The sequence below is a fragment of the Streptomyces malaysiense genome, assembly GCF_000980885.2.
Classification (GTDB): Bacteria; Actinomycetota; Actinomycetes; order Streptomycetales; family Streptomycetaceae; genus Streptomyces; species Streptomyces malaysiense.
In genome coordinates this window covers 17529-40502 of sequence record NZ_LBDA02000097.1, presented here as the reverse complement: position 1 = coordinate 40502, position 22974 = coordinate 17529, and the positions used below count along the sequence as shown (strand labels likewise).

At 72.7% G+C, this 22974-nt stretch carries 21 protein-coding genes and 1 pseudogene; 14 read left to right on the top strand and 8 right to left on the bottom strand.

Annotation, left to right across the window (positions count from 1 at the left end):
* The coding region (locus VT52_RS32040; RefSeq protein ID WP_143070878.1) for a YgaP family membrane protein at positions 1–217 on the top strand (217 nt) is incomplete at its 5' end.
* 131 nt (positions 218–348) lie between these two features.
* Here VT52_RS32040 and VT52_RS32035 read toward each other — a convergent pair.
* Both VT52_RS32035 and VT52_RS32030 read right to left on the bottom strand, forming a co-directional pair.
* Positions 349–1854, bottom strand: coding sequence for an MFS transporter (locus tag VT52_RS32035; RefSeq protein WP_046428073.1), 1506 nt, complete (start codon positions 1852–1854; stop codon positions 349–351).
* 129 nt (positions 1855–1983) lie between these two features.
* Entirely contained in the window at positions 1984–2256 is a 273-nt protein-coding gene (locus VT52_RS32030) for a hypothetical protein (RefSeq protein ID WP_046428076.1), read from the bottom strand.
* Positions 2257–2429: 173 nt separating this feature from the next.
* Here VT52_RS32030 and VT52_RS32025 point away from each other — a divergent pair, with 173 nt between their 5' ends.
* On the top strand, positions 2430–3947 hold the full coding sequence (locus VT52_RS32025; protein ID WP_046428079.1) for an MFS transporter: 1518 nt from the start codon (positions 2430–2432) through the stop codon (positions 3945–3947).
* 80 nt (positions 3948–4027) lie between these two features.
* Here the strand turns inward: VT52_RS32025 and VT52_RS32020 are convergent, their stop codons facing one another.
* Positions 4028–4813, bottom strand: coding sequence for an SDR family NAD(P)-dependent oxidoreductase (locus tag VT52_RS32020; protein WP_046428135.1), 786 nt, complete (start codon positions 4811–4813; stop codon positions 4028–4030).
* Between the two features lie 327 nt (positions 4814–5140).
* On the opposite strand from VT52_RS32020, the gene VT52_RS32015 reads away from it, so the two are divergent.
* Complete coding sequence (locus VT52_RS32015; RefSeq protein WP_240509960.1) at positions 5141–6250, top strand: LmeA family phospholipid-binding protein; 1110 nt, start codon at positions 5141–5143, stop codon at positions 6248–6250.
* A 28-nt stretch (positions 6251–6278) separates the two neighbouring features.
* On the opposite strand, the gene VT52_RS32010 is transcribed toward VT52_RS32015, so the two are convergent.
* Complete coding sequence (locus VT52_RS32010; RefSeq protein ID WP_046428083.1) at positions 6279–7160, bottom strand: SDR family NAD(P)-dependent oxidoreductase; 882 nt, start codon at positions 7158–7160, stop codon at positions 6279–6281.
* Positions 7161–7229: 69 nt separating this feature from the next.
* On the opposite strand from VT52_RS32010, the gene VT52_RS32005 reads away from it, so the two are divergent.
* The gene (locus VT52_RS32005; protein WP_046428084.1) at positions 7230–7898 is read left to right on the top strand and encodes a TetR/AcrR family transcriptional regulator; all 669 of its coding nucleotides are present in this window, start codon (positions 7230–7232) and stop codon (positions 7896–7898) included.
* Positions 7899–7942: 44 nt separating this feature from the next.
* Here the strand turns inward: VT52_RS32005 and VT52_RS32000 are convergent, their stop codons facing one another.
* Positions 7943–8614, bottom strand: coding sequence for a TetR/AcrR family transcriptional regulator (locus VT52_RS32000; RefSeq protein ID WP_338059211.1), 672 nt, complete (start codon positions 8612–8614; stop codon positions 7943–7945).
* Positions 8615–8749: 135 nt separating this feature from the next.
* Here VT52_RS32000 and VT52_RS31995 point away from each other — a divergent pair, with 135 nt between their 5' ends.
* The 10 genes and pseudogenes from VT52_RS31995 (at position 8750) to VT52_RS31950 (ending at position 18617) form a co-directional block, all read left to right on the top strand.
* Positions 8750–9940 carry a cytochrome P450 gene (locus tag VT52_RS31995; RefSeq protein WP_046428086.1) on the top strand — a complete coding sequence of 397 codons (1191 nt, stop codon included), beginning with the start codon at positions 8750–8752 and terminating at the stop codon, positions 9938–9940.
* Positions 9941–9947: 7 nt separating this feature from the next.
* Positions 9948–10169 (top strand): ferredoxin, encoded by a 222-nt coding sequence (locus tag VT52_RS31990; RefSeq protein WP_046428090.1) that lies wholly within the window; start codon positions 9948–9950, stop codon positions 10167–10169.
* A gap of 145 nt (positions 10170–10314) precedes the next feature.
* Positions 10315–10734, top strand: a complete 420-nt coding sequence (locus tag VT52_RS31985; protein ID WP_046428092.1) for a hypothetical protein — start codon at positions 10315–10317, stop codon at positions 10732–10734.
* Positions 10735–10938: 204 nt separating this feature from the next.
* On the top strand, positions 10939–11442 hold the full coding sequence (locus tag VT52_RS31980) for a MarR family winged helix-turn-helix transcriptional regulator (RefSeq protein WP_046428094.1): 504 nt from the start codon (positions 10939–10941) through the stop codon (positions 11440–11442).
* A 122-nt stretch (positions 11443–11564) separates the two neighbouring features.
* A complete protein-coding gene (locus tag VT52_RS31975) occupies positions 11565–13760 on the top strand; it encodes an MFS transporter (protein WP_420856322.1) in 2196 nt (731 codons plus the stop codon).
* A 330-nt stretch (positions 13761–14090) separates the two neighbouring features.
* Entirely contained in the window at positions 14091–15278 is a 1188-nt protein-coding gene (locus tag VT52_RS31970) for an acyltransferase family protein (RefSeq protein ID WP_046428097.1), read from the top strand.
* A gap of 252 nt (positions 15279–15530) precedes the next feature.
* Complete coding sequence (locus VT52_RS31965) at positions 15531–16292, top strand: class I SAM-dependent methyltransferase (RefSeq protein WP_046428100.1); 762 nt, start codon at positions 15531–15533, stop codon at positions 16290–16292.
* Positions 16293–16448: 156 nt separating this feature from the next.
* Positions 16449–16895, top strand: coding sequence for an anti-sigma regulatory factor (locus VT52_RS31960; RefSeq protein ID WP_046428103.1), 447 nt, complete (start codon positions 16449–16451; stop codon positions 16893–16895).
* Positions 16892–17928, top strand: a pseudogene (locus tag VT52_RS31955) (SpoIIE family protein phosphatase). Before VT52_RS31960 ends, VT52_RS31955 begins: the two are co-directional and overlap by 4 nt.
* Positions 17925–18617 carry a SpoIIE family protein phosphatase gene (locus tag VT52_RS31950; protein WP_046428106.1) on the top strand — a complete coding sequence of 231 codons (693 nt, stop codon included), beginning with the start codon at positions 17925–17927 and terminating at the stop codon, positions 18615–18617. Before VT52_RS31955 ends, VT52_RS31950 begins: the two are co-directional and overlap by 4 nt.
* 48 nt (positions 18618–18665) lie before the next feature.
* Here the strand turns inward: VT52_RS31950 and VT52_RS31945 are convergent, their stop codons facing one another.
* From VT52_RS31945 to VT52_RS31935, 3 genes are all read right to left on the bottom strand, one after another.
* The gene (locus VT52_RS31945) at positions 18666–18902 is read right to left on the bottom strand and encodes a chaplin family protein (RefSeq protein ID WP_420856321.1); all 237 of its coding nucleotides are present in this window, start codon (positions 18900–18902) and stop codon (positions 18666–18668) included.
* A 549-nt stretch (positions 18903–19451) separates the two neighbouring features.
* Positions 19452–21992: a discoidin domain-containing protein gene (locus tag VT52_RS31940; RefSeq protein WP_046428112.1), complete on the bottom strand. Its 2541-nt coding sequence runs from the start codon at positions 21990–21992 to the stop codon at positions 19452–19454.
* 136 nt (positions 21993–22128) lie between these two features.
* Entirely contained in the window at positions 22129–22944 is an 816-nt protein-coding gene (locus VT52_RS31935; protein ID WP_046428115.1) for an inositol monophosphatase family protein, read from the bottom strand.
* Positions 22945–22974: the final 30 nt, after the last annotated feature.

The following is a 22974-nucleotide window of genomic DNA, read 5'->3' as shown; positions in this document are numbered from 1 at the left end:
CCGCCTCACCGCCGGCTCCCTCGTCCTGCTCGGCCTCGCCCTCGGCGAGGCCGTCCACCCCGCCTTCAGGCTGCTGTCCGCGGGCATCGCGGGCGGCCTGGTGTTCTCCGCCGTCACCAACACCTGCGGCATGGCCGCCATGCTCGGCAAACTGCCCCACAACCGGCCCCGCAAAGCCGACCTGGACGCCACACTGGCCCGCCTGCGCAGCCTCTGACCAGAAGGTCCGTACGGCGGACGGCGGGTCCTCTCCCCGGTATGGCGCGACGCCGAGGCCACGCGGCTCGCGCCGCGCGCGGGACCGCCGGGCGCGGCGAGGCGCCCGGCGGTCCGGGAGTCGTGGGGCGGTCAGAACTTCGGGTCGGGTGACTGGGCCCTGACCAGTTCGACGGCCTCTGCCTCCGACTCCACGGACGGCGGGGAGCCGTCCAGCGGCTTGTTCGCCGTCTCCGTCATGCACAGGACGGCGATGACGCCTACGGCCGCCGCGCCCACGGCGTAGAAGGCCGGCACCAGATTGGTGTGGAAGACGCCGATCAGGGCCGTGATCACCAGCGGGGTGGTGCCGCCGAAGAGCGAGGCGGAGAAGTTGTAGGCGACCGAGAGGGAGCCGTAGCGGACATGCGTCGGGAAGATCGCCGGGAGGGCCGCCGACATCGTGCCGAGCATGGCCACCAGGGACAGGCCCATCAGCAGCAGGCCCAGGGTGATCAGGACGATGTCGCCCTGCCGGATGAGCAGGAACGACGGCACGGACAGGACCAGGAAGCCGAGCATTCCCGCCATCAGCAGCGGTTTGCGGCCGAATCGGTCCGAGAGGCGGCCGACCTGGTTGATGACGCACATCTGGAGGACCATCACGATGAGCAGGATCAGCAGCCCGTGGTTGGTGTCGTAGCCGAGCTCGTCGGAGAGATAGGTCGGCATGTACGACAGCAGCATGTAGTCGGTGATGTTGTACGCCGCCACGAGGGCGACGCACAGCAGCAGCGGCCGCCAGTAGCGGGTGAAGATCTTGCCGAGGTCGGCGGCGGCCGAGGTCTCGACCGCGTCGGCGGCCTCGGTGGCCGTGGCCTGGCCGCCCTCCAGCTTCTGGAAGGCGGGCGTCTCGTCCAGCTTGAGCCGCAGGTACAGACCGATGAATCCGAGCGGGGCCGCGACCAGGAAGGGGACGCGCCAGCCCCAGTGCAGCATCTGGTCGTCGCTGAGCAGGCTGGTCAGGGCGACGACGAGGCCGGACGCCCCGACGTACCCGGCGAGCGTGCCGAACTCCAGGAAGCTGCCGAAGTATCCGCGCCGTTTGTCGGGCGCGTACTCCGCGATGAAGGTGGAGGCGCCGCCGTACTCCCCGCCGGTCGAGAAGCCCTGCACCAGGCGGAAGAAGATCAGCAGGGCGGGGGCCCAGACGCCGATCGTGGCGTGCGAGGGGATCAGGCCGATGGCGAAGGTACCGATCGCCATCATGATCATGGTGAGGGCGAGGATCGTCTTGCGGCCGATCTTGTCGCCGAGCGGCCCGAGGACCATGCCGCCGACGGGCCGCACCAGGAAGGCCACCGCGAAGGTGGCGAAGGTGCTCAGCAACTGGGCGGTGTGACTGCCCGAGGGGAAGAAGACCTTCCCCAGGGTCGCGGCCAGATAGCTGTAGATACCGAAGTCGTACCACTCCATCGCGTTGCCGAGGGCGGCCGCCTTCGTGGCGCGTTTGACGGCCGGTTCGTCGGTCACCGTGATGTCGCTGCGCCGCAGCTTCGGGTGGCGCCGTTTCTCGATGGCGCGAAAGAGTGTCCGATGGCGCCTGACCGCGGCGGGATCCGCCGGATCCACCGGGTTCTCATGGTCAGTCGCCGTCATCGCGGTGTTCCTTTCGCCGGTCACATTGCACAAGCCAACGCATGTACAGATCTCGCACGCTCAAACCAACCGCTCCGTAGGGCGCTCACTCGGCTACTCTGAGTGGATGGAGCTCCGGTCCGGTGGTCCTCAGGGGATGTCGCCGCTCCAGTCGAGGTGGGTGCGGTCACCGGGGCGCGGGCTGTACACGGCCCGGCCGCCGGCGCCGAACCGCCCCAGTTCGGTGCGCAGCGGAACGCCCGTCGCGGGGGCGTGGCAGGGCCGGTCGGTGATGTCCAGGAGCAGGCCGTCCAGGGGTCCGCCGACCAGCTGGGCATACCTGCGGTCGGGGCGCGGGCCGGGGTCGTCGTGGTCGTGGCCGTAGACCCGGCCGCGCAGCAGCTGCTCGTCGTCGCCGTTCATGGTCCAAGCCTCGCAGCCGCCACTGACACCCGGGATCTTGCCGGTGCCGTCGCGAACGCGCGCCCGGACGGACTTTCCCCGGACCCTTTGCGGTTGCAGCTATAGGTGTGTGCACGTGCCCCGGCGGGGGAACCTGAATCCTTCAGGCGGGGCCCCAGCGGAGAGGAGCCCAGGTGACTACGTCGACGTCGGCGGCGGGCGGCCGCGGCCAGGGGGCTCAGGACACCGGCTACCAGCCGGATCCGCGCCGGTGGCGGGCCCTGTGGGTGACGCTCGTGGCCGGGTTCATGAGCCTGCTGGACGTCACGATCGTGGCGGTCGCCCTGCCCACGGTCCAGCGCGATCTGGGGGCCTCCCCCGCCCAGGTGCAGTGGGTGGTGTCCGGATACGCGCTCAGCTTCGCCCTCGCCCTCGTCACCGCCGGGCGGCTCGGCGACGCCCTGGACCGGCGCCGCATATTCCTGCTCGCGCTCAGCGCCTTCGTGCTGTTCAGCGCGGCCTGCGGGGCGGCCCCGGACATCACGCTGCTGGTGGTGGCCCGCCTCGCGCAGGGTCTCGCGGCCGGCTTCATGGCGCCCCAGAACTCCGCGCTCATCCAGCAGCTGTTCCGGGGTGCGGAACGCGGCCGGGCCTTCGGCTTCTTCGGCGCGACCGTCGGCATCTCCTCCGCCGTCGGACCCATCACCGGCGGTGTCATCCTGGCGTTGGCCTCCGGTGCCGACGGCTGGCGGTGGATCTTCTACGTCAATGTGCCCATCGGCATCCTCGCCGTGCTGCTCGGGCGCAGGCTGCTGCCCCGCGTCCAGGGGTCCGGGCGGGGCCGGGTGGACGGCACCGGTGTCGTGCTCCTCGGCCTCGGTGTGCTCGCGCTGATGTACCCGCTGGTCCAGGCGGACTCCGGCGGGATCGACCGGTTGTGGTGGCTGTTCCCGGTCGGTGTCGCCGTGCTCCTCGTCTTCGCCCAGTGGCAGCGGCGCCTGGTGGCGAAGGGCGATCAGCCGCTGCTCGATCCGCGGCTGTTCAGCACCGTGCGCGGCTACGCGGTCGGCGCGGGCGTCGGCACGCTGTACTTCATCGGCTTCAGCGGGGTGTGGCTGGTCTTCGCGCTCTTCTACCAGCACGGTCTCGGCTTCTCCCCGCTGCGCTCAGGGCTCGCCGTGACCCCGTTCGCCGTGGGCTCGGCGTTCGCTGCCGTGGTCGCGGGGCGGATGGTCGAGCGGCTGGGCCGGCTGCTCACCGTGTGCGGGCTGGCGGGTGTGATCCTCGGCCTGGGCGGCACGGCGCTGCTGCTGCGCTACGTGGACCTCGGCATCGCCCCCTGGGTCGCCGCGCCGGTGCTGCTCGTCGGCGGCATCGGCGGTGGCTTCGTGGTCTCGCCCAACTTCACGATGACGCTGCGGGACGTGCCGGTCCGCATGGCGGGCGCGGCGGGCGGCGCGCTCCAGACCGGGCAGCGGCTCGGCGCGGCGGTGGGTACGGCCGCGCTGCCCGGTCTCTTCTACCTGGTGCTCGGGCGGCACCAGGACTACCGTGCCGCCGTCGTCGTGGCACTGGGCGCGGGGCTCATCGGCATGGTGGCGTCCCTCGCGCTCGCCACGTTCGACTGGCGGCGGGACCGGCGGAAGCGCTCCGGGGGCGGGGGGCGGCCGCGGGAGACGTCCGACGATCCGGTGCGCTCCGGGCAGTCCTGACCGGCGGCCCCGGGGCCGCGGTCGTCCGGCGCCCACCGGGTCGTCGCGGTCGCCCCCCTCGGACGGCCGTCCGGCGCGGCTCAGAAGAACCCGCCGTCCACGGGGAGCGTGCGGCCGGTCATGTACGCGGCGTCGTCGCTGGCCAGGTAGGCGTAGCCCGCGGCGATCTCCTCCGGCGTGGCCAGCCGGCCGAGCGCGCCGTGCACGGACAGCCACTGCCCGAGCGGCATCTCGCCGCGCAGCCGGGGGTGCTGGTATCCGGCCGAGTTCTCGGTGGCCATGTCTGTGGCGGTGCCGCCGGGGGCGATGGCGTTGATGGTGATGCCGCGCTGCCCCAGTTCGGCGGAGAGGTTGAGGACCATGGACTCCACGGCGGCCTTGGACGCGGCGTACAGGGTGTGCTCGAAGACCGCGCGGGACGCGCTGACCGAGGAGGTGAGCACGATCCGGCCGCCCTCCCCCATCCGGGCGGCGGCGTGCTTGGCCGCGAACAGCTGGCCGCGGGTGTTCACGGCGAAGACGCGGTCGAAGTCGGCCGGGGTGAGATCCTCCAGGGCTCCGAAGTGCTCGATGCCGGCGCAGGAGGCCAGCACGTCCAGCCGGCCGAACTCCGCGACCGCGCGCTCGATCAGCGCCTCGCTCCGGCCCGGGTCGGCCACGTCCGCGCCGAGGGCGAGGGCCTTGCCGCCGTCCGCCTCGATCGCGGAGACCAGCGCGTCGGCCGCCGCGCGGTTGCTCCGGTAGCCGATGACGACGGCCGCCCCCTCGGCCGCCAGGCGCCTGGCCACCGCCGCCCCGATCCCCCTGCTGCCGCCGGTCACCACCGCGGTCCTGTCCACGAAACGCCCGGTGTCCCTTGCCGTCATGGAGGTCATCCTTTCCGTGCTTCACGGCCCCGTCGCCGCACGTGTCCAACGGCGGCCGAGCACAGGCGAGTTGCCAGTGACTCGATAGCGCGTGCGAATCGGGCCATTGCCGGGCCGGCATCTCGTCAAGGTTGCGAGCCCGGTGGGGTTATGTGATCAAATCTGCCGATGCGTACCCCCCACACATCGACGCATCACACCGCTCACTCCGACGGACCCGGCCCTGACCGGGTTCCGCCCGCGCGAAGTCCGTACGACGAGCTGGCCGCACTCGCGGACGATCCGGCGGACCGCCCGCAGGAGGGCCCACCGGACGACTTCCTCCGCGTGCACGATGCCCCTGAGCAGCAGGACGACGACACCGACGAGTCCTGGGCACCCCCCAACCACAGGCGCCGCGGCCGCCGCCGCGACCGGGCCACCGGACTGCCCACCATGCTCAGGCTGACCGTCTGGGTGCTCACCTTCGCCTGCCTCCTCACCCTGGCCGACCGATGGGCCCTGCTCTACGTCGAGCGGCAGGCCGCCGACCGCCTCAAGGACCGGCTGCACCTGACCGCCGCGCCCGAGGTACGGATCGGCGGCTTCCCGTTCCTGACCCAACTGCTCTCCCAGCGGCTGGACTCGGTGCAGGTCACGGTCCCGGACGTGCCGGCCGACCGGGTCACCCTGACGCAGGTCACCGCCACCGCACGCGACATACGCATCGACGGCGACGGACCGACGGCCGTACGGGGAGCCCTCGCTCGGCGGATGCACGGCCAGATACTGCTCTCCTTCGCCGACATGGACCGTGAACTGGGCGCCTCCCAGGTGGCGTTCGGCGCCCAGGGCCCCGCCCGGATCAGGGCGCCGGGCTCACTGCGGCTGGCCGGGCACGACGTGCGGGTGCGTGCCGATGCCCGCGTCCGGCGTGACGGGGACCGCGGCATCAGCACCTCGGTGGACGGGATGCGGCTGGACATCGGCGACCTCGCCACCTACCGGCCCGGTACCGGCCGTACCGAGGGGCTGCACCTGACCCGCGCCGCCGCGCGCCGGGTCACCCGGGAGGCGGACGAGGTCAAGGCACAGCTGGGCGTGCCGGAGATCGTGCGTCGCATGGGCGTGCCGGAGGGCACCGTGAACGCCGCGCTGCACGACGAGGACAAGCTCCACCGGCTCACCGGGGCGCCGCGCTTCCCGCACCGGCTGACCCGGGTGAACCTCGTGGACCTGGCGCTCGCCCACCCCGAGGTGCTCAAGCGGCTCGGGGTCGACCTCTCCATGCTGACCTCCCTGACCAGGCTGACCCGCCCGCAGATCGCCGACCGGTTCCGACTCGCCTTCCGGATCCCGGCCCCGCCCTCCGGCGACCTGCGGCTCCAGCGCGTCGCGGTGGAGAAGGACGGGATCCATGTCTACGTCAGCGGGGCGGGGATGCTCCTCGGCAAGTGATCCGCCCCGGGCGGGACCGGCCCCGGGCTCACCCGGCCGCCTGCGACGGGAGCGGGACGGGGTAGGGCTCGCCGAAGTCGGCCGAACGGCTCACCTCCGCCCAGGCGCTCGCCTCGGCGAGCCGGCGGTGGGCGTGGTCCAGAGCCATGGTCGCGGCGTTCACCCCGAGCGGGAGGTGGCCCGGGACCTCGCCGCGCCGTACCGTGCGGACGATGATCTCCGCGGCGCGGCGCGGGTCCCCGGCCGCGCCGGCCGTGTTCTGCCGCATCAGCCGGTTCATCGCGCCCACCGTCGCGTCGTAGGCGTCGGGGACGTCGTGGACGGTCATCGAGGAGCCGGCCCAGTCGGTGGCGAAGCCGCTCGGCTCGACCACCATCACCCGTACGCCGAAGGGCGCGGTCTCCGCGGCCAGCACCCGGCTGAAGCCGTCCACGGCGAACTTGGCCGCCTGGTACGACGCGATGCCCGGCGAGCCGCCGACCCGGCCGCCGATCGAGGAGAACTGCACGACGGTGCCCGCTCCCTGCCGGCGCAGAACGGGGAGCGCGGCCTTGGTGACGTGGTAGACGCCCCAGAAATTGGTCTCGAACTGGGCCCGGAAGTCGCCGTCCGCACCCGTCTCGACGGGCGACACGTTCGCGTACCCCGCGTTGTTCACGAGCACGTCGAGGCGCCCGAAGCGGGCGACGGCCGCCTCGACGGCCGCCCGTGCCGCGTCCGGATCGGTGACGTCCAGGGCGAGGGGCAGTACGCGGTCGCCGTACCCGGCGAGGTCCGCCGCGAGGGCCTCGGGACGGCGAGCGGTGGCGACGACCCGGTCACCGGCCTCCAGCGCGGCGTCGACCAGGGCGCGGCCGAAGCCGCGCGACGAACCGGTGATGAACCAGACCTGGGATTCCTGTGCACTCATGTCATTAGTACAACACCGTTCTCTTATTAACGCAACACCGTTGTGTTAACTCTTTCTATGATGTCCCGCATGAGTGAGCCTGCCTTTCAGCGTGCGCGCAGCGCCGAGGCCAAACAGGCGCGGGAAGCCGCGATCCTGGACGCCGCCCGGACACTCGGCCGGGCACGAGGGGTGCGGGACGTCACCCTCACGGACATCGCCTCGGCCGTGGGCGTGCACAAGTCCGCGTTGCTGCGCTATTTCGAGACGCGGGAGCAGATCTTCCTCGCGCTGACCGCCGAGGGCTGGCGGGAGTGGTCCGCCGAACTCCGCGCCGACCTGGGACGACGGACCGAGGCGACGGCCGCGGAGGTCGCGGCCGCCCTCGCGGGCTCGCTGGCGGCACGGCCCCTGTTCTGCGACCTGCTGGCGCAGGCACCGCTGAACCTGGAGCGGAACGTGTCGATCGAGTCGGTGCGCTCCTTCAAGCTCGCCACCCTGAAGGAGGTCGAGCTGATCGGCGGCGAACTGGGCCGGCTTCTCGGCCTCGACGAGTTGCGGAGCGTCGACGCGATCGCCACGGCGACCAGCCTCGCCGGCGCCCTGTGGCAGATGGCCACGCCCGGCCCGCGCCTGCGCGAGCTGTACACGAGCGATCCCCGGCTCGGCCACGCGGTGGTGGAGGTGGAACCGCGGCTGAACCGGGTGCTCGGCGCGTATCTCACGGGGGCCGGCGCGAGGACGGCGGAGGCCGGCTGAGCCGGGGCGGACCGGGCCGCGCCCGCGCGCGTCGCCGGCCCGGCCTACGGCCGCCCGCCGGGCCGCTCCTGCCCCGTTCCCCGCCCCGGCTCCCCACCGGGCAGCACCGGGAGCAGCCGGTCCAGTGCCGCGAGGACATGCGCGCAGACCGCGTCCGGTTCGGCGGTGGCCAGGGGTTCCTGGCGTACGACGACGCGCATCAGGCCGATGCCGAGCAGCCAGGCCATGGCGAGCTGGGCGCGCAGGGTGCCGTCCTCGGCCCCGGAGAGGGCGGCGAGCGCGGTGGCGTACTCCTCGCCGAGGGCGCGCACCGTCTCGGGGGCGGCGTCGGCGCTGCCGATGGAGCGGAGGTAGACGGCCAGCCGGTCCGCCTCGGCACCGCCGCCCTCCGCGAGGACGCCGCGCAGCGCGGTCTCGAACAGCAGCTCGGGGGGCGTGGTGCTCACCTGCTCCTTGCCGTCCTGAGCCATCACCTCGGTGAGCAGGGCCTTCTTCGAGCCGAAGTAGCGGAATATCAGCGCCTGGTTCACCCCGGCGCGGGCGGCGATGTCCCGGACGGTCGCCGCCTCGTAACCCCGCCCGGCGAAGACCGCTCCGGCGGCCCGCAGGATGCGCGCGCGGGTCTCCCGGGCATCGCGCGGACGCTGCGGCGACTCCCCCTCCAGGGCGCCCCCGGCGCTCCGGTGCTGGTCCCGCGTGTACTCGCCGCCGTCCACCCGCTGCTCCTTTGCCGCCCCGCGCCCGACGCGCGTCTGCCGAGGACCCGCAGAGTAACGGCCGATTAGCGTCGTTGCGCGCCCGGTGCGCAGCTCCTAGCGTTGTAAGCGTGTGCTTACACAAGGGAGACAGCTGTGACGGCAACGGACCACGCACCCCTCGCCTACCCCTTCAACTCCGGCCAGGACCTGGATCTGTCCGAGGCGTACGAGCGCGCCCGTGACACCCCCGGGCTGCTGCGCGTGCGGATGCAGTACGGCGAGCCGGCCTGGCTCGCCACCCGGTACGCGGACGCCCGGCTGGTCCTCGGCGACCAGCGGTTCAGCCGTGCGCTGAGTCTCGAACACGACGAGCCGCGGGCCTCCGAGGGCCGTCGGGACAGCGGGATCCTCAGCATGGACCCGCCCGACCACACCCGGCTGCGCTCGCTGGTGGCGAAGGCGTTCACCGTTCGCCAGGTCGAGAAACTCCGGCCCCAGATCAGGGAGTTGACGACATCCCTGCTGGACGCGATGGAGGCGGCGGGCCCGCCCGTCGACCTGGTCGACAGCTACGCGCTGCCCATCCCGGTCGCGGTGATCTGCCGCCTGCTCGGGGTACCGGAGCGGGACCGCCCGCAGTTCCGCGCGTGGAGCGACGCGGCCCTGTCCACCAGCTCACTGACGGCCGAGGAGTTCGACCGTAACCGCGAGGAACTCCGTTCCTACATGGCCGATTTGATCGCCGTACATCGAGCCGGACCCCGGGACGACCTGATGACGGCACTGATCGAGGCGCGCGACCACGGCGACCGGCTGTCGGAGCTGGAACTGGTCGACCTGTGCGTCGGCATCCTCGTGGCCGGTCACGAGACCACCGCCACCCAGATCCCCAACTTCGTGCTCACCCTGCTCGATCACCCGCAGGCGCTGGCGCGGCTGCGTGCGGAGCCGACGCTGATCACAGAGGCGATCGAGGAGCTGCTGCGGTTCGTCCCGCTGGGCAGCGGGGCCGGGCAGGCCCGGTACGCCAGGGAGGACGTCGAGGTCGGCGGCACCCTGGTGCGGGCCGGGGAGCCGGTGCTGGTCGCCATCGGGGCGGCCAACCGGGACGCGCTGCGCTTCACCGAGGCCGGGGCGCTCGACATCACCCGCGGCGGCAACGCGCACCTCGGCTTCGGCCACGGCGTGCACCACTGCCTCGGCGCGCCGCTCGCCCGGCTCGAACTCCAGGAGGCCATCGGGGCGTTGGTGGCCCGCTTCCCCCGGCTGCACATCGCGGGCGACATCACCTGGAAGACCGAGATGCTGGTACGCGGGCCCCGCGTCATGCCGGTGGGCTGGTGAGGCGGCGATGAGCTGGCGACTCAGTGTGGACCCCGGCGAGTGCATGGGCTCGGGCATGTGCGCCGGGACCGCGCCGGACCTGTTCGCCCTCGACGGCGACCGCTCGCGTCCGGTGCGCGAGCACATCCCGGAGGGCGACGAACGCGCCCTGGACGCGGCCGACATCTGCCCGATGCGGGCCATCAGCGTCCAAAACGCCGACGGGAGGAAGATCGGACCCCGTGAGTGACGCCGGACCGGCTGTTACAAGACGGGGACAAAACGTCAGTGAACGCCCGCACTCGTGGTGACGTCGTTCCAAGTGACCGCGCCAATCGGCATGTTCCTCTCCTTTGGCGTGAACAGTTGAACTCACCACAGAAAAGGACAGATTCATGATGGTCACGAAGCGGCGTTCCCTGCGCGTTGCCGTCGTCGGCGTCCTGGGCGCGGCCTCCCTCGCCCTCGCGGGCACCGCGATGGCCGCCACCCCGGCCGCGCACACCGCGGCTCCCGCCGGCGCCCGTTCGGCCGCGGCCGCCAAGCCCGCCATCACGGCCACGCCGTCGGTGTCCTCGGTGCGCGCCTGGACGCTGTTCCGGGTCACCGGCAAGACCACCGGCATCAAGGCGGGCACCAAGGTGACGCTCCAGCAGAAGCAGCACGGCAAGTGGGTCACCCTGCCGGCGTCCACGCCCGTCAACAGCGGCGGGTCCTACGCGCTGCGCGTCGAGCTGGGCCTGAAGGGCAAGAACGACCTGCGCATGGTCAGCGGCAGCACGGCGTCGCCGGTCTTCCGGGTCACGGTCAGCTGACCGCTTTCCGCGCACGCTCCAGCCTTGGAACACCGGTGCCGGGACGGATCCCTCCGTCCCGGCACCGGCATGTCCGGTCCCCTCCGACTGTGCCGCCCGACCTCGCCCGGCCCGGCGCGAAAATCCTTACGAAGATTTTCATAGGGTTCCTATATAGGCGGGTGATACTTAAAGAGTGTGGATCACTCTCACAGAGATGCGGACGTGCAGCGGACCGCACAGTCACTGGCGGAGACGGCATCCGCCGTGATCAGGGTCGTGACGGATCACCGGGACCTCAGTTTCACCGCGGCCTCCACCCTGGCGCGGCTGGAACGCGAGGGCCCGGTCCGGCTCACCCTCCTCGCGGCGGCGGAGGGCGTGGCCCAGCCGTCCATGACCCAGTTGGTGCAGCGGCTGGAACGCCAGGACCTGGTCATGCGCGTCGGTGACGCGGTGGACGGCCGGGTGGCGCTGATCGCCGTCACGGACGCCGGACGGGCGGTGCTCGCCGCCCGCCGGCGCTCGCGCGACGCACGCCTGGCCGACCTGATGGCCGGCCTTGCGGACGACGACAGGCGCGCGCTCGCCGAGGCCATGCGCGTCGTCGCCCCGCTCGTGCGGCGCATGCTCAGCGACGCCGCCGGGAGCACCCGGACAGCCCAGCCCGTCCAGCCCGCCCTCCAGCCCGAACGGCCCGAACGGCCCGACACCGGGAGCGACCGATGACGTCCAGGGAGACCGACCGCATACCCGGCGCCTCCGGCGCCGGGCAGCACCGCGGACGCGGATGGATCGGCGCGGACCATCCCGGCTACAAGTGGGTGGCACTGACCAACACCACGGTGGGCATGCTGATCGCCACGATCAACAGCTCGATCGTGCTGATCTCGCTGCCCGGCATCTTCACCGGCATCCGCCTGGACCCGCTGGAGCCCGCCAACGTCAGCTACCTGCTGTGGATGCTGATGGGCTACATGCTCGTCACGGCGGTGCTGGTCGTGGCGCTCGGCAGGCTCGGTGACATGATGGGCCGGGTCCGCATCTACAACGCGGGCTTCCTCATCTTCACGATCACCTCGGTGATCCTCTCGCTCGACCCCTTCCACGGCGGCGGCGGCGCGCTCTGGCTGATCGGCTGGCGCATCGTGCAGGCCGTCGGCGGTTCGATGCTGATGGCCAACTCGGCGGCGATCCTCACCGACGCGTTCCCGGCACGCCAGCGCGGTATGGCGCTCGGCGTCAACATGGTGGCCGGCATCGCCGGTTCGTTCCTCGGCCTGGTGCTCGGCGGTGTGCTGGTCACCTGGAACTGGCGCTCGATCTTCTGGGTCAACGTGCCCATCGGCCTGATCGGCACGGTGTGGGCGTACAAGTCGCTGCACGAGACCGGCATCCGCAGGCCGGGGCGGATGGACTGGTGGGGCAACGTCACCTTCGCCATCGGCCTGACCGCGCTGCTCGCGGGGATCACCTACGGCATCCAGCCGTACGGCGGCCACACCATGGGCTGGACCAACCCCTGGGTGCTGGCGGGCCTGATCGGCGGCGCCGTGATGCTCGTGGTCTTCTGCCTCGTGGAGGCCAAGGTCCCGGAACCGATGTTCCCGCTGCGGCTGTTCCGCGACGCGGCCTTCGCCGGCGGCAACGCCGCCACCCTGCTCGGCGCGATCGCCCGCGGCGGGCTCCAGTTCATGCTGATCATCTGGCTCCAGGGCATCTGGCTGCCGCTGCACGGGTACGACTACGCCGACACGCCCCTGTGGGCGGGCATCTACATGCTCCCGCTCACCATCGGCTTCCTGCTCGCCGGGCCGCTGTCCGGAGCCCTGTCGGACAAGTTCGGGGCGCGGCTGTTCGCGGCGTGCGGCTTCCTGGTGATGGCGGTGTCGTTCGCCGGGCTGCTGGTCCTGCCGAGCGACTTCTCGTACTGGGTGTTCGCCGCGCTGATCTTCCTCAACGGGCTCGGCGGTGGTCTGTTCGCCGCCCCCAACACGGCGATCATCATGTCCAGCGTGCCGGCCGACGCCCGCGGCGCGGCCTCCGGCATGCGCGCCACCTTCCAGAACGCGGGCATGGTGCTGTCCATGGGCGTGTTCTTCTCGCTCATGGTCGCGGGGCTCGCCGGGACCCTCCCCGACACCCTCACCACCGGCCTGACGGCCCAGGGCGTGCCCGCGGGCGCCGCGCACACGGTGTCCCAGCTGCCGCCGGTCGGGGTCCTGTTCGCGGCCTTCCTCGGCTACAACCCCATCCAGCACCTGCTCGGCCCGGACATCCTGAGCCGTCTGTCCCCGTCCGCCGCCGCGCATCTCACCGGCCGCGAGTTCTTCCCCCACCTGATCTCCCAGCCGTTCCACGACGGCCTGGTCGTGGTGTTCTCCCTCGCCATCGCGATGTCCCTCGCGGCGGCGGGCGCCTCGCTGATCCGCGGCCGCCGGACGGGGACGGTGCCGGCGGGCCCACCGTCCCCGGCACCGGACCCGGGTCCGGCCGCCGGGGCGGAGAGCACGGCGACGACGCCCACCCCGCCCACTGAGGTGCTGCGCGGCGGGGTGTACGACAGCGCCGGCCGGCCCATCGCACGGGCGGCCCTCACCCTCGTCGACCGTTCCGGCCGGCAGCGGGCCCGCGCCAGCACCGGTGAGGACGGCACGTACGAACTGGCGCCTCGGGAAGCCTCGTCGTACACCCTGGTCGTCTCGGCCGCCGGGCATCACCCGCGGGCCGTGCGGCTCGACGCCGGCGCCGGTCCGGCCGTACCGGACGTCACCCTCGCGGGCCTCGGCAACGTGCGCGGCACGGTGCGCCACGAGCACACCGGCCGGCCGGTCCCGGACGCGCGCATCACCCTGCTCGGCGCCTCGGGCGAGGTGGTCGCCTCGGCCGCGACCGGAGCCGACGGCACCTACACCCTCCAGAACCTGGCCCCCGGCGCCTACACCGTCGTCACCTCCGGCTTCGGCCCCGTCCTCGCGGACGTGACCCTGGGCGAGGGCAGGTCCTGCGTGGTGGACCTCGACGTGGCCCACCAGGACACCGACTGACCTCCGGCGTTCGTAGGGGGCACGGTTCAGGGAACCGCGCCCCCTTCTCCCGTACGCGCACGGCACGTCGGCATCGCCGGGGCCGGTCGAGCGAACGGTTTCCGGCCACCCGGTCGCCTTGCCGCGCCCCTGGCCTCGTAGCGGCGCCGCCGCCAAGCGGTGGAGGCGATGTCGCTCGTACGGGTGCACCGGGGGGTGATGTCCGTGGCGCGTGAGGGGTTGCCTCGTTCGGCATCTGTGTGATGTTCCGCATGTGACGTGATGGAACGGGGAGCAGCGGGCAGCAGTGCCCTTCATTGCCCACGCCAACCCTCAGCGGCAGGTGATTCGATGACCACGGCGACGACCCGGGCGCTCCGGACGACGCCGCTCGCCCCGACCGGCACGGCGAACACCCGTGTTCCGCCCGCCGCCAACCCCTCCCTGCCGTCCCTGACCGGGCTGCGGTGGATGGCGGCGCTGCTGGTGTTCGGACTGCACGTCAACAACTTCGGCTACTTCGGCGGCACCGCCGGCCATCTGGTCGGCTGGGGATTCGGTGCCGGTGCCACCGGCGTGTCGTTCTTCTTCGTGCTGTCGGGTTTCGTCCTGACCTGGTCGGCCCGGCCCGGTGACCGGCCCCTCGCCTTCTGGCGGCGGCGCGTCGCCCGGATCTACCCGGTGCACCTCGTCACCCTCGCGGTGGCGCTGCTGATGGCCCTCACCCTGGCGCACCAGGGCAACCCCGCGCCGGAGCCGGCGCTCGCCAACGCGCTGCTGCTGCACTCCTGGTGGCACCCCTGGTGGCAGACGCTCAACCCGGTCAGCTGGTCCCTCGCCTGCGAGGCCTTCTTCTACGCCGCCTTCCCGCTGCTGATCGTGCTGCTGCGCCGCCTCGGCGCCCGCGCGTCGGCCGCGCTGGGCGCCCTGTCGGCGGCATCGGTGCTGGTGCTGGCCTGGTCGGACGCACACCACTGGTGGACGTACACGCTCTACACCTTCCCCGCCGCCCGGCTGCCCGAGTTCGTGCTCGGCGCGGTCACCGCCCGGCTGGTGCTGCTCGACCGGTGGCGCGGGCCGGGGCTGGAGGCGTCCCTCGCGCTGGCGATCATCGGCTACTTCCTGGTACCGCAGGTCACCCCCGGCTACTCCGCCACGGTGTGCACCCTCACCGGGTTCGCCCTGCTCATCCCCGCGGCCGCCGTCGCCGATCTGAACGGGCAGCCGTCGCTGTGGCGGCACCGGCGTCTGGTGCGGCTCGGCGAACTGTCGTTCGCCTTCTACATGATCCATCTGCTGGTGCTGCGCGCCACCACCAATCTGCTGGGCACCAAGCCCCACTTCGGCCTCCTCGCCGGGTTCGCCGTCACCGCCACCGCGTTCGCCGTCTCGCTCGGGCTGTCCTGGGTGCTGTACGAGGCGGTCGAGTGCCCGGCCAGGCGACTGCTGCTGCGCCGTCGGCGGCCCGTGGAAAAGCGGCAGCCGCAGCCGGATCCCGTGCCCGCGAGGCGCGAGCCCCCCGCGGGCGCTTCGGGCTGAGGAGGAGAGGCGGCGGGGTGGGAGGAGGGACATGTGGGAACAGTCGAAGAAGTGCTCCCCGGCCCGTCCTCAGCAACCTTTCCAGGGGTGCCGGCCGGGGGCGTCGACCGCGAACGGCGAAGGCCCGGTGGAAGTCCCCGCCCCGCTCCCCGGCGCCTGCTGGGGCACCCGTCCACGCCCTCGGCCCGTCTCCGGTGACCTGGTGCGGAGCCTCGTAGGTCCCTAGGTTCTCCGTATCGGAGGGAGGGCCGGATGGACCGGGGCATTCGCACAGTGGAGGACGTACTGCGGCTCCTGGACGGGCTGTTCGCGCCGGAGACCGATCGCTGGACGGGCGGGGCGGCCGGCTGGTGGGACGACTTCTACGCGGACCCGGACAGACCCGTCCCGTTCTTCGCGGCGAAGCCGGACGAGAGCCTGGTGTCCTACCTGGACCGCGGTCTGATCGCACCCGGGCGGGCGCTGGACCTCGGCTGCGGGCTCGGCCGCAACGCGCTGCTGCTCGCCGAGCGCGGCTTCGAGGTGGACGCCGTCGACCTCTCCCCCACCGCACTCGGCCTGGCCGGGCGGCGGGCGCGGGCGGCGGGCCTCGACGTCCGTCTCCTGCACGGTGACGTGTTCGCGCTCGCGGCCGACGCCCCGCTGGGCCCCTACCGGCTGATCCATGACTCGGGCTGCTTCCACCATCTGCCGCCGCACCGCCGGATCAGCCATCTCGCCCTGCTGGAGCGCCTCCTGGCGCCCGGCGGTCACTTCTCGCTGACCTGCTTCGCCGCCGGGCGGATGGGGTCGGAGCTCTCGGACGCGGACCTCTACCGCGCCGGGAGTCTGGGCGGCGGTCTCGCGTACACTCCCGAGGCGCTGCGCCATGTCTTCGCCGGGCTGGAGGAGATCGAGCTGCGCGCGATGCGGCCCCAGCCGCCGGGCTCCGCGCTCTTCGGGGAGCCGTTCCTGTGGACGGCCCTGTTCCGCCGACCGGTCCGGGACGTGCGGGATGTGCACCCACAGGGGTGACATTCGCAACAGCCGGGAGACCCTCGCGCGATCCGGGGTAGTCGGCCACCCGGCACCCGCGCCGGATCGGAGCGGAGTCCGCGCCGGGACGGTCGCCACCGGGTCGACTGTCGGCGTGAACTCGCCATGCGGAACGGAGAGTTGGCACGTCAGCTGATGCGGCCGTCCGGCCAGGCGTCCGCGACCAGCGTGCCGATCGGTTCGGACGCGGATCTGGCCTGGGCGCGGCAGCAGGTGCGGCAGTGCGCGGCGGCCCTCGGATTCGGTCTGGTGCAGCAGACGAAACTGGTCACGGCGGCGAGCGAGCTGGCCCGCAACACCCTGGTGCACGGCGGTGGCGGGCACGCGGAGATCACGCCGCTGGACGACGGCCGCGCCCGCGGCCTGAGGATGCGCTTCGTCGACAGCGGCCCCGGGATCCACGATCTGGAGCTGGCCATGACCGACGGCTACACCTCCGGTGGCGGCCTCGGGCTCGGGCTCAGCGGTGCCAGGCGGCTGGTGCAGGAGTTCAGCGTGGACACCGAGCCGGGCCGGGGTACGACCGTCACGGCCGTCGCCTGGGTGTCCCAGGTGCCCTCCTCGCGATCGGGGCTGGGATGAGCCGCGTGTGGGAGGTACCGGTGCACGACTCCACGCGCGTGCCGGACGCCCGTACGGCGGTCCGCGAGGCGTGCGCAGGGGCCGGACTGGGGCCGGAGCGCACGGCGGCCGGCGAACTGGTGGCCACCGAGCTGGCCACCAATCTGCTCCGGCACGCGGGCGGCGGCACCCTGGTGGTCAACCTGGAGACACCGCCGTCCGGCACCGGGACCTCGGTACGGCTGTTCGCGCTGGACCACGGGCCGGGCATCGCCGACGTCAGCGCGGCCCTGCGCGACGGCCGCACCACCGCCGGCTCCTCCCTCGGCGCGGGCCTGGGCAGCTGCCTGCGCAATGCCGACGTCTTCCGGCTGTACGGCGCCCCGGGCCGGGGCACGGTGGCGACGGCACGGATCGATCCGGAGCGCGCGGAGGGCGGGCGTACTCCCGGCGGGCCCTCGGCCGGCGGCGTCGTCGTGTCGCTCGACCGGGCGGAGACCTCCGGTGACGCCTGGGCGTGCGTGCGCCACGCGGGGCTGGTGACGCTGCTGCTCGCGGACGGGCTCGGGCACGGGCCCGAGGCCGGGCAGGCGTCCGGCGCGGCGGTCACGGAGCTGCGGCGGGCCGCGCAGTCGCCGCCCCGGGAGATCCTGCGGCGGCTGTACACCGCCCTGCGCCCCACCCGGGGGCCGCGATCGCCGTGGCCCAGGTGGACTCGGCGAAGGGGGAACTCGGCTTCGCCGGGGCCGGCAACATCGGCGCCCGGCTGCGCACCCCGGACGGGTGGACGTCGCTGGTGTCGCACCCGGGGATCGTCGGGGCGTACTTCCCGGCGCACGTCCCCTCGCGCCGGGCGCCGTGGCACCGCGACAGTCTGCTCGTGCCGCACAGTGACGGGCTGCCCAGCCGCTGGACCCCGCCCGAGGACCCCCGGCTGCTCGCCCACGATCCGTCGGTGCTGGCCGCGACCGTCCTGCGGGACGCCGGCAGTGCCGCCCGCCCCCCACGCGACGACACCGGCGTCGCCGTACTGGCCCCGGACCGGCGCCCATGACCCAGATCTCCGAGACCTGGACCCTGACCGGCCCCGTCGACGCGGCCCGTGCCCGTGCCCTGCTGGCGCGGCTCACGGCGGACGCGGGGGTGCCGGCCCGGGACCGCGCCCGATTCCTGGCCGTGCTGACCGCACTGCTGCGGCCCTGCCGGGAGGGGCGGCGGCAGCGGCTGACCGTGACCGCCGACGAGGACCTCCACATCGCCCTGGACGGTTCCGGGCCCTGGCGGCACACGCTGGCCTGCCCCGCTCCCCCGCCCAGGCCCCTGCCCCGGCCGGACGACCTGGCCGAGGCGGACCTCGCCGAGGCGCTGCTCGGCGCGGGCGAGGACACCGCCGTCGTACTGGCGGGTCTGGACGAGGCGGAGGAGCTGGTCCGGTTCCACCGCGAGGAGCTGCACCAGACCAACCAGGGCGTGCTCGGGGTTCCGGTGCCCTACGAGTACGAGGAGCACCGCGAGGAGTTGCCGGACGGGGCCACGCTCGCGCTCTACACGGACGGCCTGGTGGAGCGCCGGTCCGCGGGGATCGACGCGGGCATAGAGCGGCTGGCGCGAGCCCTGGACGCCCTCGGCGTGGCGCAGCTGGAACGGCTGGACGCGGCGGCCGACGCGCTGTTGGAGCCGATGCTGCGGGACTCCGAACACGACGACGACATCTGCCTGTTGCTGTGCCGCACCGCCGTCTGACGTGCCCGTGCGCCGGACCCGGGACAGGGCCGGCGCACGGGCGTGCCGTCACTGGTTGACGCAGGTGTTGCCGGCGGCCGGGTTCAGCAGTCCGATGATGTCGACGGAGTCACCGCAGAGGTTGACGGGAATGTCGATCGGGACCTGGACGACGTCCCCGGACAGGACACCCGGGCTGTCCATGGCCACGCCGGTCGTCGGGTCGGGGTCGGCCGCGAAGGCGCCGGCGGTGCCGCCCAGCGCAAAGACACCTGCGAGTACGGCCGTTGTGGCGATGCTGCGAATGCGCATGAAACTGCCTCACTGGTTGACTGAGGGACAGCACCATCACACCCGGCCGGGAGGGGGTCCGCCTCTCCGGGTACGCCGACGGGGTGGCCCCCTTCGGGGGGAACCGCCCGCGGCCGACCACAGGTCGTGGGGGTCGGGCCCGGGACGGCGGGGCGCGGTGGGCCGAGTGGTTCCGGCCGGACATGCGGCGGCGGGTCGAGCGGACCGTCCGCCGAGGTCCCCGGGCCGGGGCGTCCGGAACCGGGAATCGGGGGATCTCCCGGCCGGGGTGAAGTCGGGCCGTCTCCCGTAGAGTTGCCGGGGCAGCTGGCCCGCCGGACGCGCTGGTCCGGTCCCGGGGACCGCTCGGGCTGGGTCAGGTCTCCTCGCCGGGGACTCCTTCGGCGGGGCCGCTGCCTTGACCCGGGGCGGGGCGGCGGCCGGCCGCCCGTGTACGACACCCTAGGGGGTGCCCCGGGTCGGCGCAGTCCGGCAGGGTACGTCTGGTTCGCGGGAGCCCGGGAGCGGACCGGTGAGACCGGTCCGCTCCCGGGGTGGGGCGGGTCACGGGAAGGACGTCACCTTGGAGGGGACGGTGCTGGTTCCCGAGGTGGCCGCTCCGGTGTCGTCGACGACGTGGGCGTACTGGCCGTTGCCGCCGAGGGAGATCACCAGGAGGTCGTGCAGCTTGATGCCGGGTCCCGTCGGCACCTGGAAGCCGTGGGCCTGCACGATCGTGGGGTCGGCGGTGTAGTTGCAGTAGCTGCCCAAGCCCCATGCCTCGTGCGTGGTGACCGAGTCGTCGACCTTGTAGGCCGCGTAGCCGGTGATGCCGTCGTGGGTGACGGCTGCGGCGTTCGGGGCGTCGTACGCCTTCTCGTTCTGGAAGAAGATGGTCCGGCCGCGTTCTCCGCTCCAGTAGACGTCGTACTTGTTGAAGTGTTCGACGAACAGGCCGGTGGCGAGGACGTCGTCGCCGTTGACCCGCAGGCCGTAGTCCGCGCGGTTGGTGGTCCAGCCGACGCCGCTGCCGTGGTCGGCGCGCCAGATCCAGGTGTGGTCGATGATCGTGTCGTCGCTGTCGACCACCAGCGAGTTGGTGGCGAGGCCGGGTCCGGCGCCCCCGATCCGGAAGAACACGTCCTGCACGGTGGTGGGGTTCGCGGAGTGGTCGGCGCTCGGACCGGGGGCGCCGATGCGCAGGAGGGTGTCGGAGTTGACGGATCCGGCGTCGATCAGGAGTCCGGCCAGCCTGACCCCGTCGACGTCGGCGACGTGCATGGCGTCGACGCCGTTGTCCGGGACCAGGGTGGCGAGCCCGAGCCCGAGGACGACGGTGTTCGGGCGGTTCACGTCGATGGTCCTGTCGAGGTGGTAGACGCCCGGGGTGAACAGGAGGTTGAGGCCCTGGGCGAGGGCCGCGTCGATGGTGGCCGCGGTCGCGCCCGGCTTGACGACGTAGAACTGGTCGAGCGGGAGGGAGGTGCCGGGTGTGTCCGGCCAGGAGACACCGCGGGCGTCGGTGCGTTCGGCGGGGACGAACACCTTGTACGTGGAGCCGTCCAGGTAGAGGAACGGCTTCTCGCGGGAGACGGGCGTGCGGTCCAGGGTGGTGTACGGGCCGCTGTCGAAGTCGGTGGCGGGCGCGCCCTGGACACCGGAGAAGGCCATGTTCCACACACCGTTGGTCCAGCCGCCGACCGAGCTGTCGCGGGTGTACCACTGCTGCTGGGAGTAAGGGCCGACCGTGCCGTCGATCTTCGAGTCGGCGATGTAGCCGCCGGAGGCCCAGCCGTAGCCGTTCGGGGCGAGGTCGAGGCCGCCCTCGACGTGGATGCGGCGGAAGGGCGCGGCCTGGGCGACGGCCCAGCGGTCGTCCCCGCCTGAGGGCTTGATGGCGAGGTTCTCGGCCGAACGCCAGAAGTTCTGGGTGGCGTTGCCGTTGAACCAGCCCGCGTCCACGGTGACGTCGCCGTTGATCCGGGTGTCGTCGGGGTTGCGGCCGAGTCCGGAGACCGAGGTGTAGAAGCCGATCTGGGCGTTGATGCCGTCGTAGGTGCCGGGCTTGAGCAGGAACTGGTAGCGGCCGGTGCCGAACTGGGCGGATTCCTGCCGGTCGAAGACGTCGTCGAACTTCTGCTGGAGGTTCGGCGTGGAGGGGTCGACGACGATGACGTTCGGCCCGAGGTCGCCGCCGCCCTGCACGGGCGGCGTGCCGGTGGTGCCGGTGTGCACGGCGACCTCCCACAGGGAGTAGCCGTAGCCGGTGCCGCGGGCGGTGCCGTAGACGCGTACGTACCGGCCGGAGCCGCTGACGTCGTAGGACGCGGTGCCGCCGGTGGCGCCGGTGACGCTCTTGAGGGTGCTCCAGTTCCGGCCGTCGGTGGAGGTCTGGATCTGGAAGTCCTTGCCGTAGGCGGTCTCCCAGCTCAGGTCCACCTTGCACAGGTCCTGCACCGAGCCGAGGTCGACCTGGACCCACTGCGGGTCGGACGCCTGGCTGGACCAGCGGGTGCCGGTGTCGCCGTCGAAGGCGGCGGAGGCGGGGGTGCCGGCGTTCTCGGTGGAGGAGGCGGTGGCGGGCCTGCCCTGGGCGGCGTCGGCCGGGCCGCAGCCGGGCTGTGCGGTGTCCGTGCTGCCGTAGACCTGGAACTCCCACAGGGAGTAGCCCCATGGGGTGGCGCGGTGCACGCCGAGCATCCGGACGTAGCGGCCCTGGCCCGAGACGTCGAGGGTGTCGGTCCCGCCGTCCGATCCGGTGACCGATTTCAGATCGGTCCAGTTGACGGCGTCCTCGGATATCTGGACCTTGTAGTCCTTCGCGTACGCGGCCTCCCAGTCGAGGACGACGCGGGTGACGGAGGCGGTGGCGCCCAGGTCGGCCTGGAGCCACTGGTCGTCGGTGGCGGCGGAGGACCAGCGGGTTCCCGTGTCGCCGTCGACGGCGTCGGCCGCGGTGGTGCCGTAGTTCTCCTCGGAGGAGGCGGTAGCCGTCCTCCCCTGGGACAGGGGGGTCTCGGCCGCCGCGGCGCGGCCGGCGCCGAGTGGCAGGGTGATCAGCGCGGCCATGGCGGCCAGCGCGACACCCGCGGATCGGAATCTCATGTGCGGCTCCCTGAAGACCGGTGGGTGAACATCGATCGCTCACTACTTAGTTCACGTTTTGATTTAAGTGGCGAGACGGATGCCGCACAAGCCTTCGGGGCCGGACCTTTCGGCGCGTGCCGCTCAGGGCGTCACGTCAAGCCCCTTTTCGCGCCTGCCGTCGAACCATCGCGAGGAGTGCGGCATGGGTGCCGGGGTCGGCGGCGGCGACCAGTCCGCCCCGGCCGGTGAACGGCGGCTCGCCGTACAGGCCGGTGACCGTGCAGCCCGCGGCCTCGCACAGGGCGATGCCGGCGGCGAAGTGCACGCTGTCGACGAGGTGGCCGTCGGTGACATAGGCGGCGCGGCGCCCCGCGGCGACCCAGGCGAGGGCGAGGGTGCTGGAGATCACCCGGGGCCGATAACACTCGGTGAAGTCGGGGTCGGCGAGCAGCAGCGGGGCCCGGAAACCCGGGGCGTTGGGGAAGGGCGGGTCGAGGTTGACGTCCACCAGCGCGGAGGCGGCGGACGGGGTCAGCCCCTCGTCCCCGTCGCCGGTGCTCAGCCGGGCCCGGGTGCCGTCGGTCCAGAACACCTCGCCGGTGAACGGGTCGGCGGTGGCCGCCGCCGTGGTCTCGCCGTCCACCCGCAGCGCGACGTTGACGCCGACGAGCATGTTCCGCACCGCGTAGTTGAGGGTGCCGCACAGCGGGTCGACCAGCCAGCGGCGCCGGGCCCCGGCGGCGCCGCCGCTGCCGCTCTCCTCGCCGGTGACCGCGTCGTCCGGGCGGGCGGTGCGCAGCACGTCCAGGATGGCCCGCTCGGCGGCGAGGTCCGCCTCGGTGGCGAAGTCGCCCGCGCCCTTTGCGTAGCGCGCGAGCCGGTCGCCGTACAGGTCGCGTACGACGACGGCGCCCGCCCGGACCGCGGTCACGGCCAGGCGGGCGTCGGATTCCCCGTCGGTGGTGTTCATGCGGGCAGCCTATGCACAACCTGCCTGCGG

What these genes read in the sequence shown, in the direction of transcription:
- VT52_RS32035 (WP_046428073.1), bottom strand. Translation starts at nt 1,854, where the DNA reads ATGACGGCGACTGACCATGAGAACCCGGTGGATCCGGCGGATCCCGCC.
- VT52_RS32030 (WP_046428076.1), bottom strand. Translation starts at nt 2,256, where the DNA reads ATGAACGGCGACGACGAGCAGCTGCTGCGCGGCCGGGTCTACGGCCAC.
- VT52_RS32020 (WP_046428135.1), bottom strand. Translation starts at nt 4,813, where the DNA reads ATGACGGCAAGGGACACCGGGCGTTTCGTGGACAGGACCGCGGTGGTG.
- VT52_RS32010 (WP_046428083.1), bottom strand. Translation starts at nt 7,160, where the DNA reads ATGAGTGCACAGGAATCCCAGGTCTGGTTCATCACCGGTTCGTCGCGC.
- VT52_RS32005 (WP_046428084.1), top strand. Translation starts at nt 7,230, where the DNA reads ATGAGTGAGCCTGCCTTTCAGCGTGCGCGCAGCGCCGAGGCCAAACAG.
- VT52_RS31990 (WP_046428090.1), top strand. Translation starts at nt 9,948, where the DNA reads ATGAGCTGGCGACTCAGTGTGGACCCCGGCGAGTGCATGGGCTCGGGC.
- VT52_RS31985 (WP_046428092.1), top strand. Translation starts at nt 10,315, where the DNA reads ATGATGGTCACGAAGCGGCGTTCCCTGCGCGTTGCCGTCGTCGGCGTC.
- VT52_RS31975 (WP_420856322.1), top strand. Translation starts at nt 11,565, where the DNA reads ATGCTGATCGCCACGATCAACAGCTCGATCGTGCTGATCTCGCTGCCC.
- VT52_RS31970 (WP_046428097.1), top strand. Translation starts at nt 14,091, where the DNA reads ATGACCACGGCGACGACCCGGGCGCTCCGGACGACGCCGCTCGCCCCG.
- VT52_RS31965 (WP_046428100.1), top strand. Translation starts at nt 15,531, where the DNA reads ATGGACCGGGGCATTCGCACAGTGGAGGACGTACTGCGGCTCCTGGAC.
- VT52_RS31960 (WP_046428103.1), top strand. Translation starts at nt 16,449, where the DNA reads ATGCGGCCGTCCGGCCAGGCGTCCGCGACCAGCGTGCCGATCGGTTCG.
- VT52_RS31950 (WP_046428106.1), top strand. Translation starts at nt 17,925, where the DNA reads ATGACCCAGATCTCCGAGACCTGGACCCTGACCGGCCCCGTCGACGCG.
- VT52_RS31940 (WP_046428112.1), bottom strand. Translation starts at nt 21,992, where the DNA reads ATGAGATTCCGATCCGCGGGTGTCGCGCTGGCCGCCATGGCCGCGCTG.
- VT52_RS31935 (WP_046428115.1), bottom strand. Translation starts at nt 22,944, where the DNA reads ATGAACACCACCGACGGGGAATCCGACGCCCGCCTGGCCGTGACCGCG.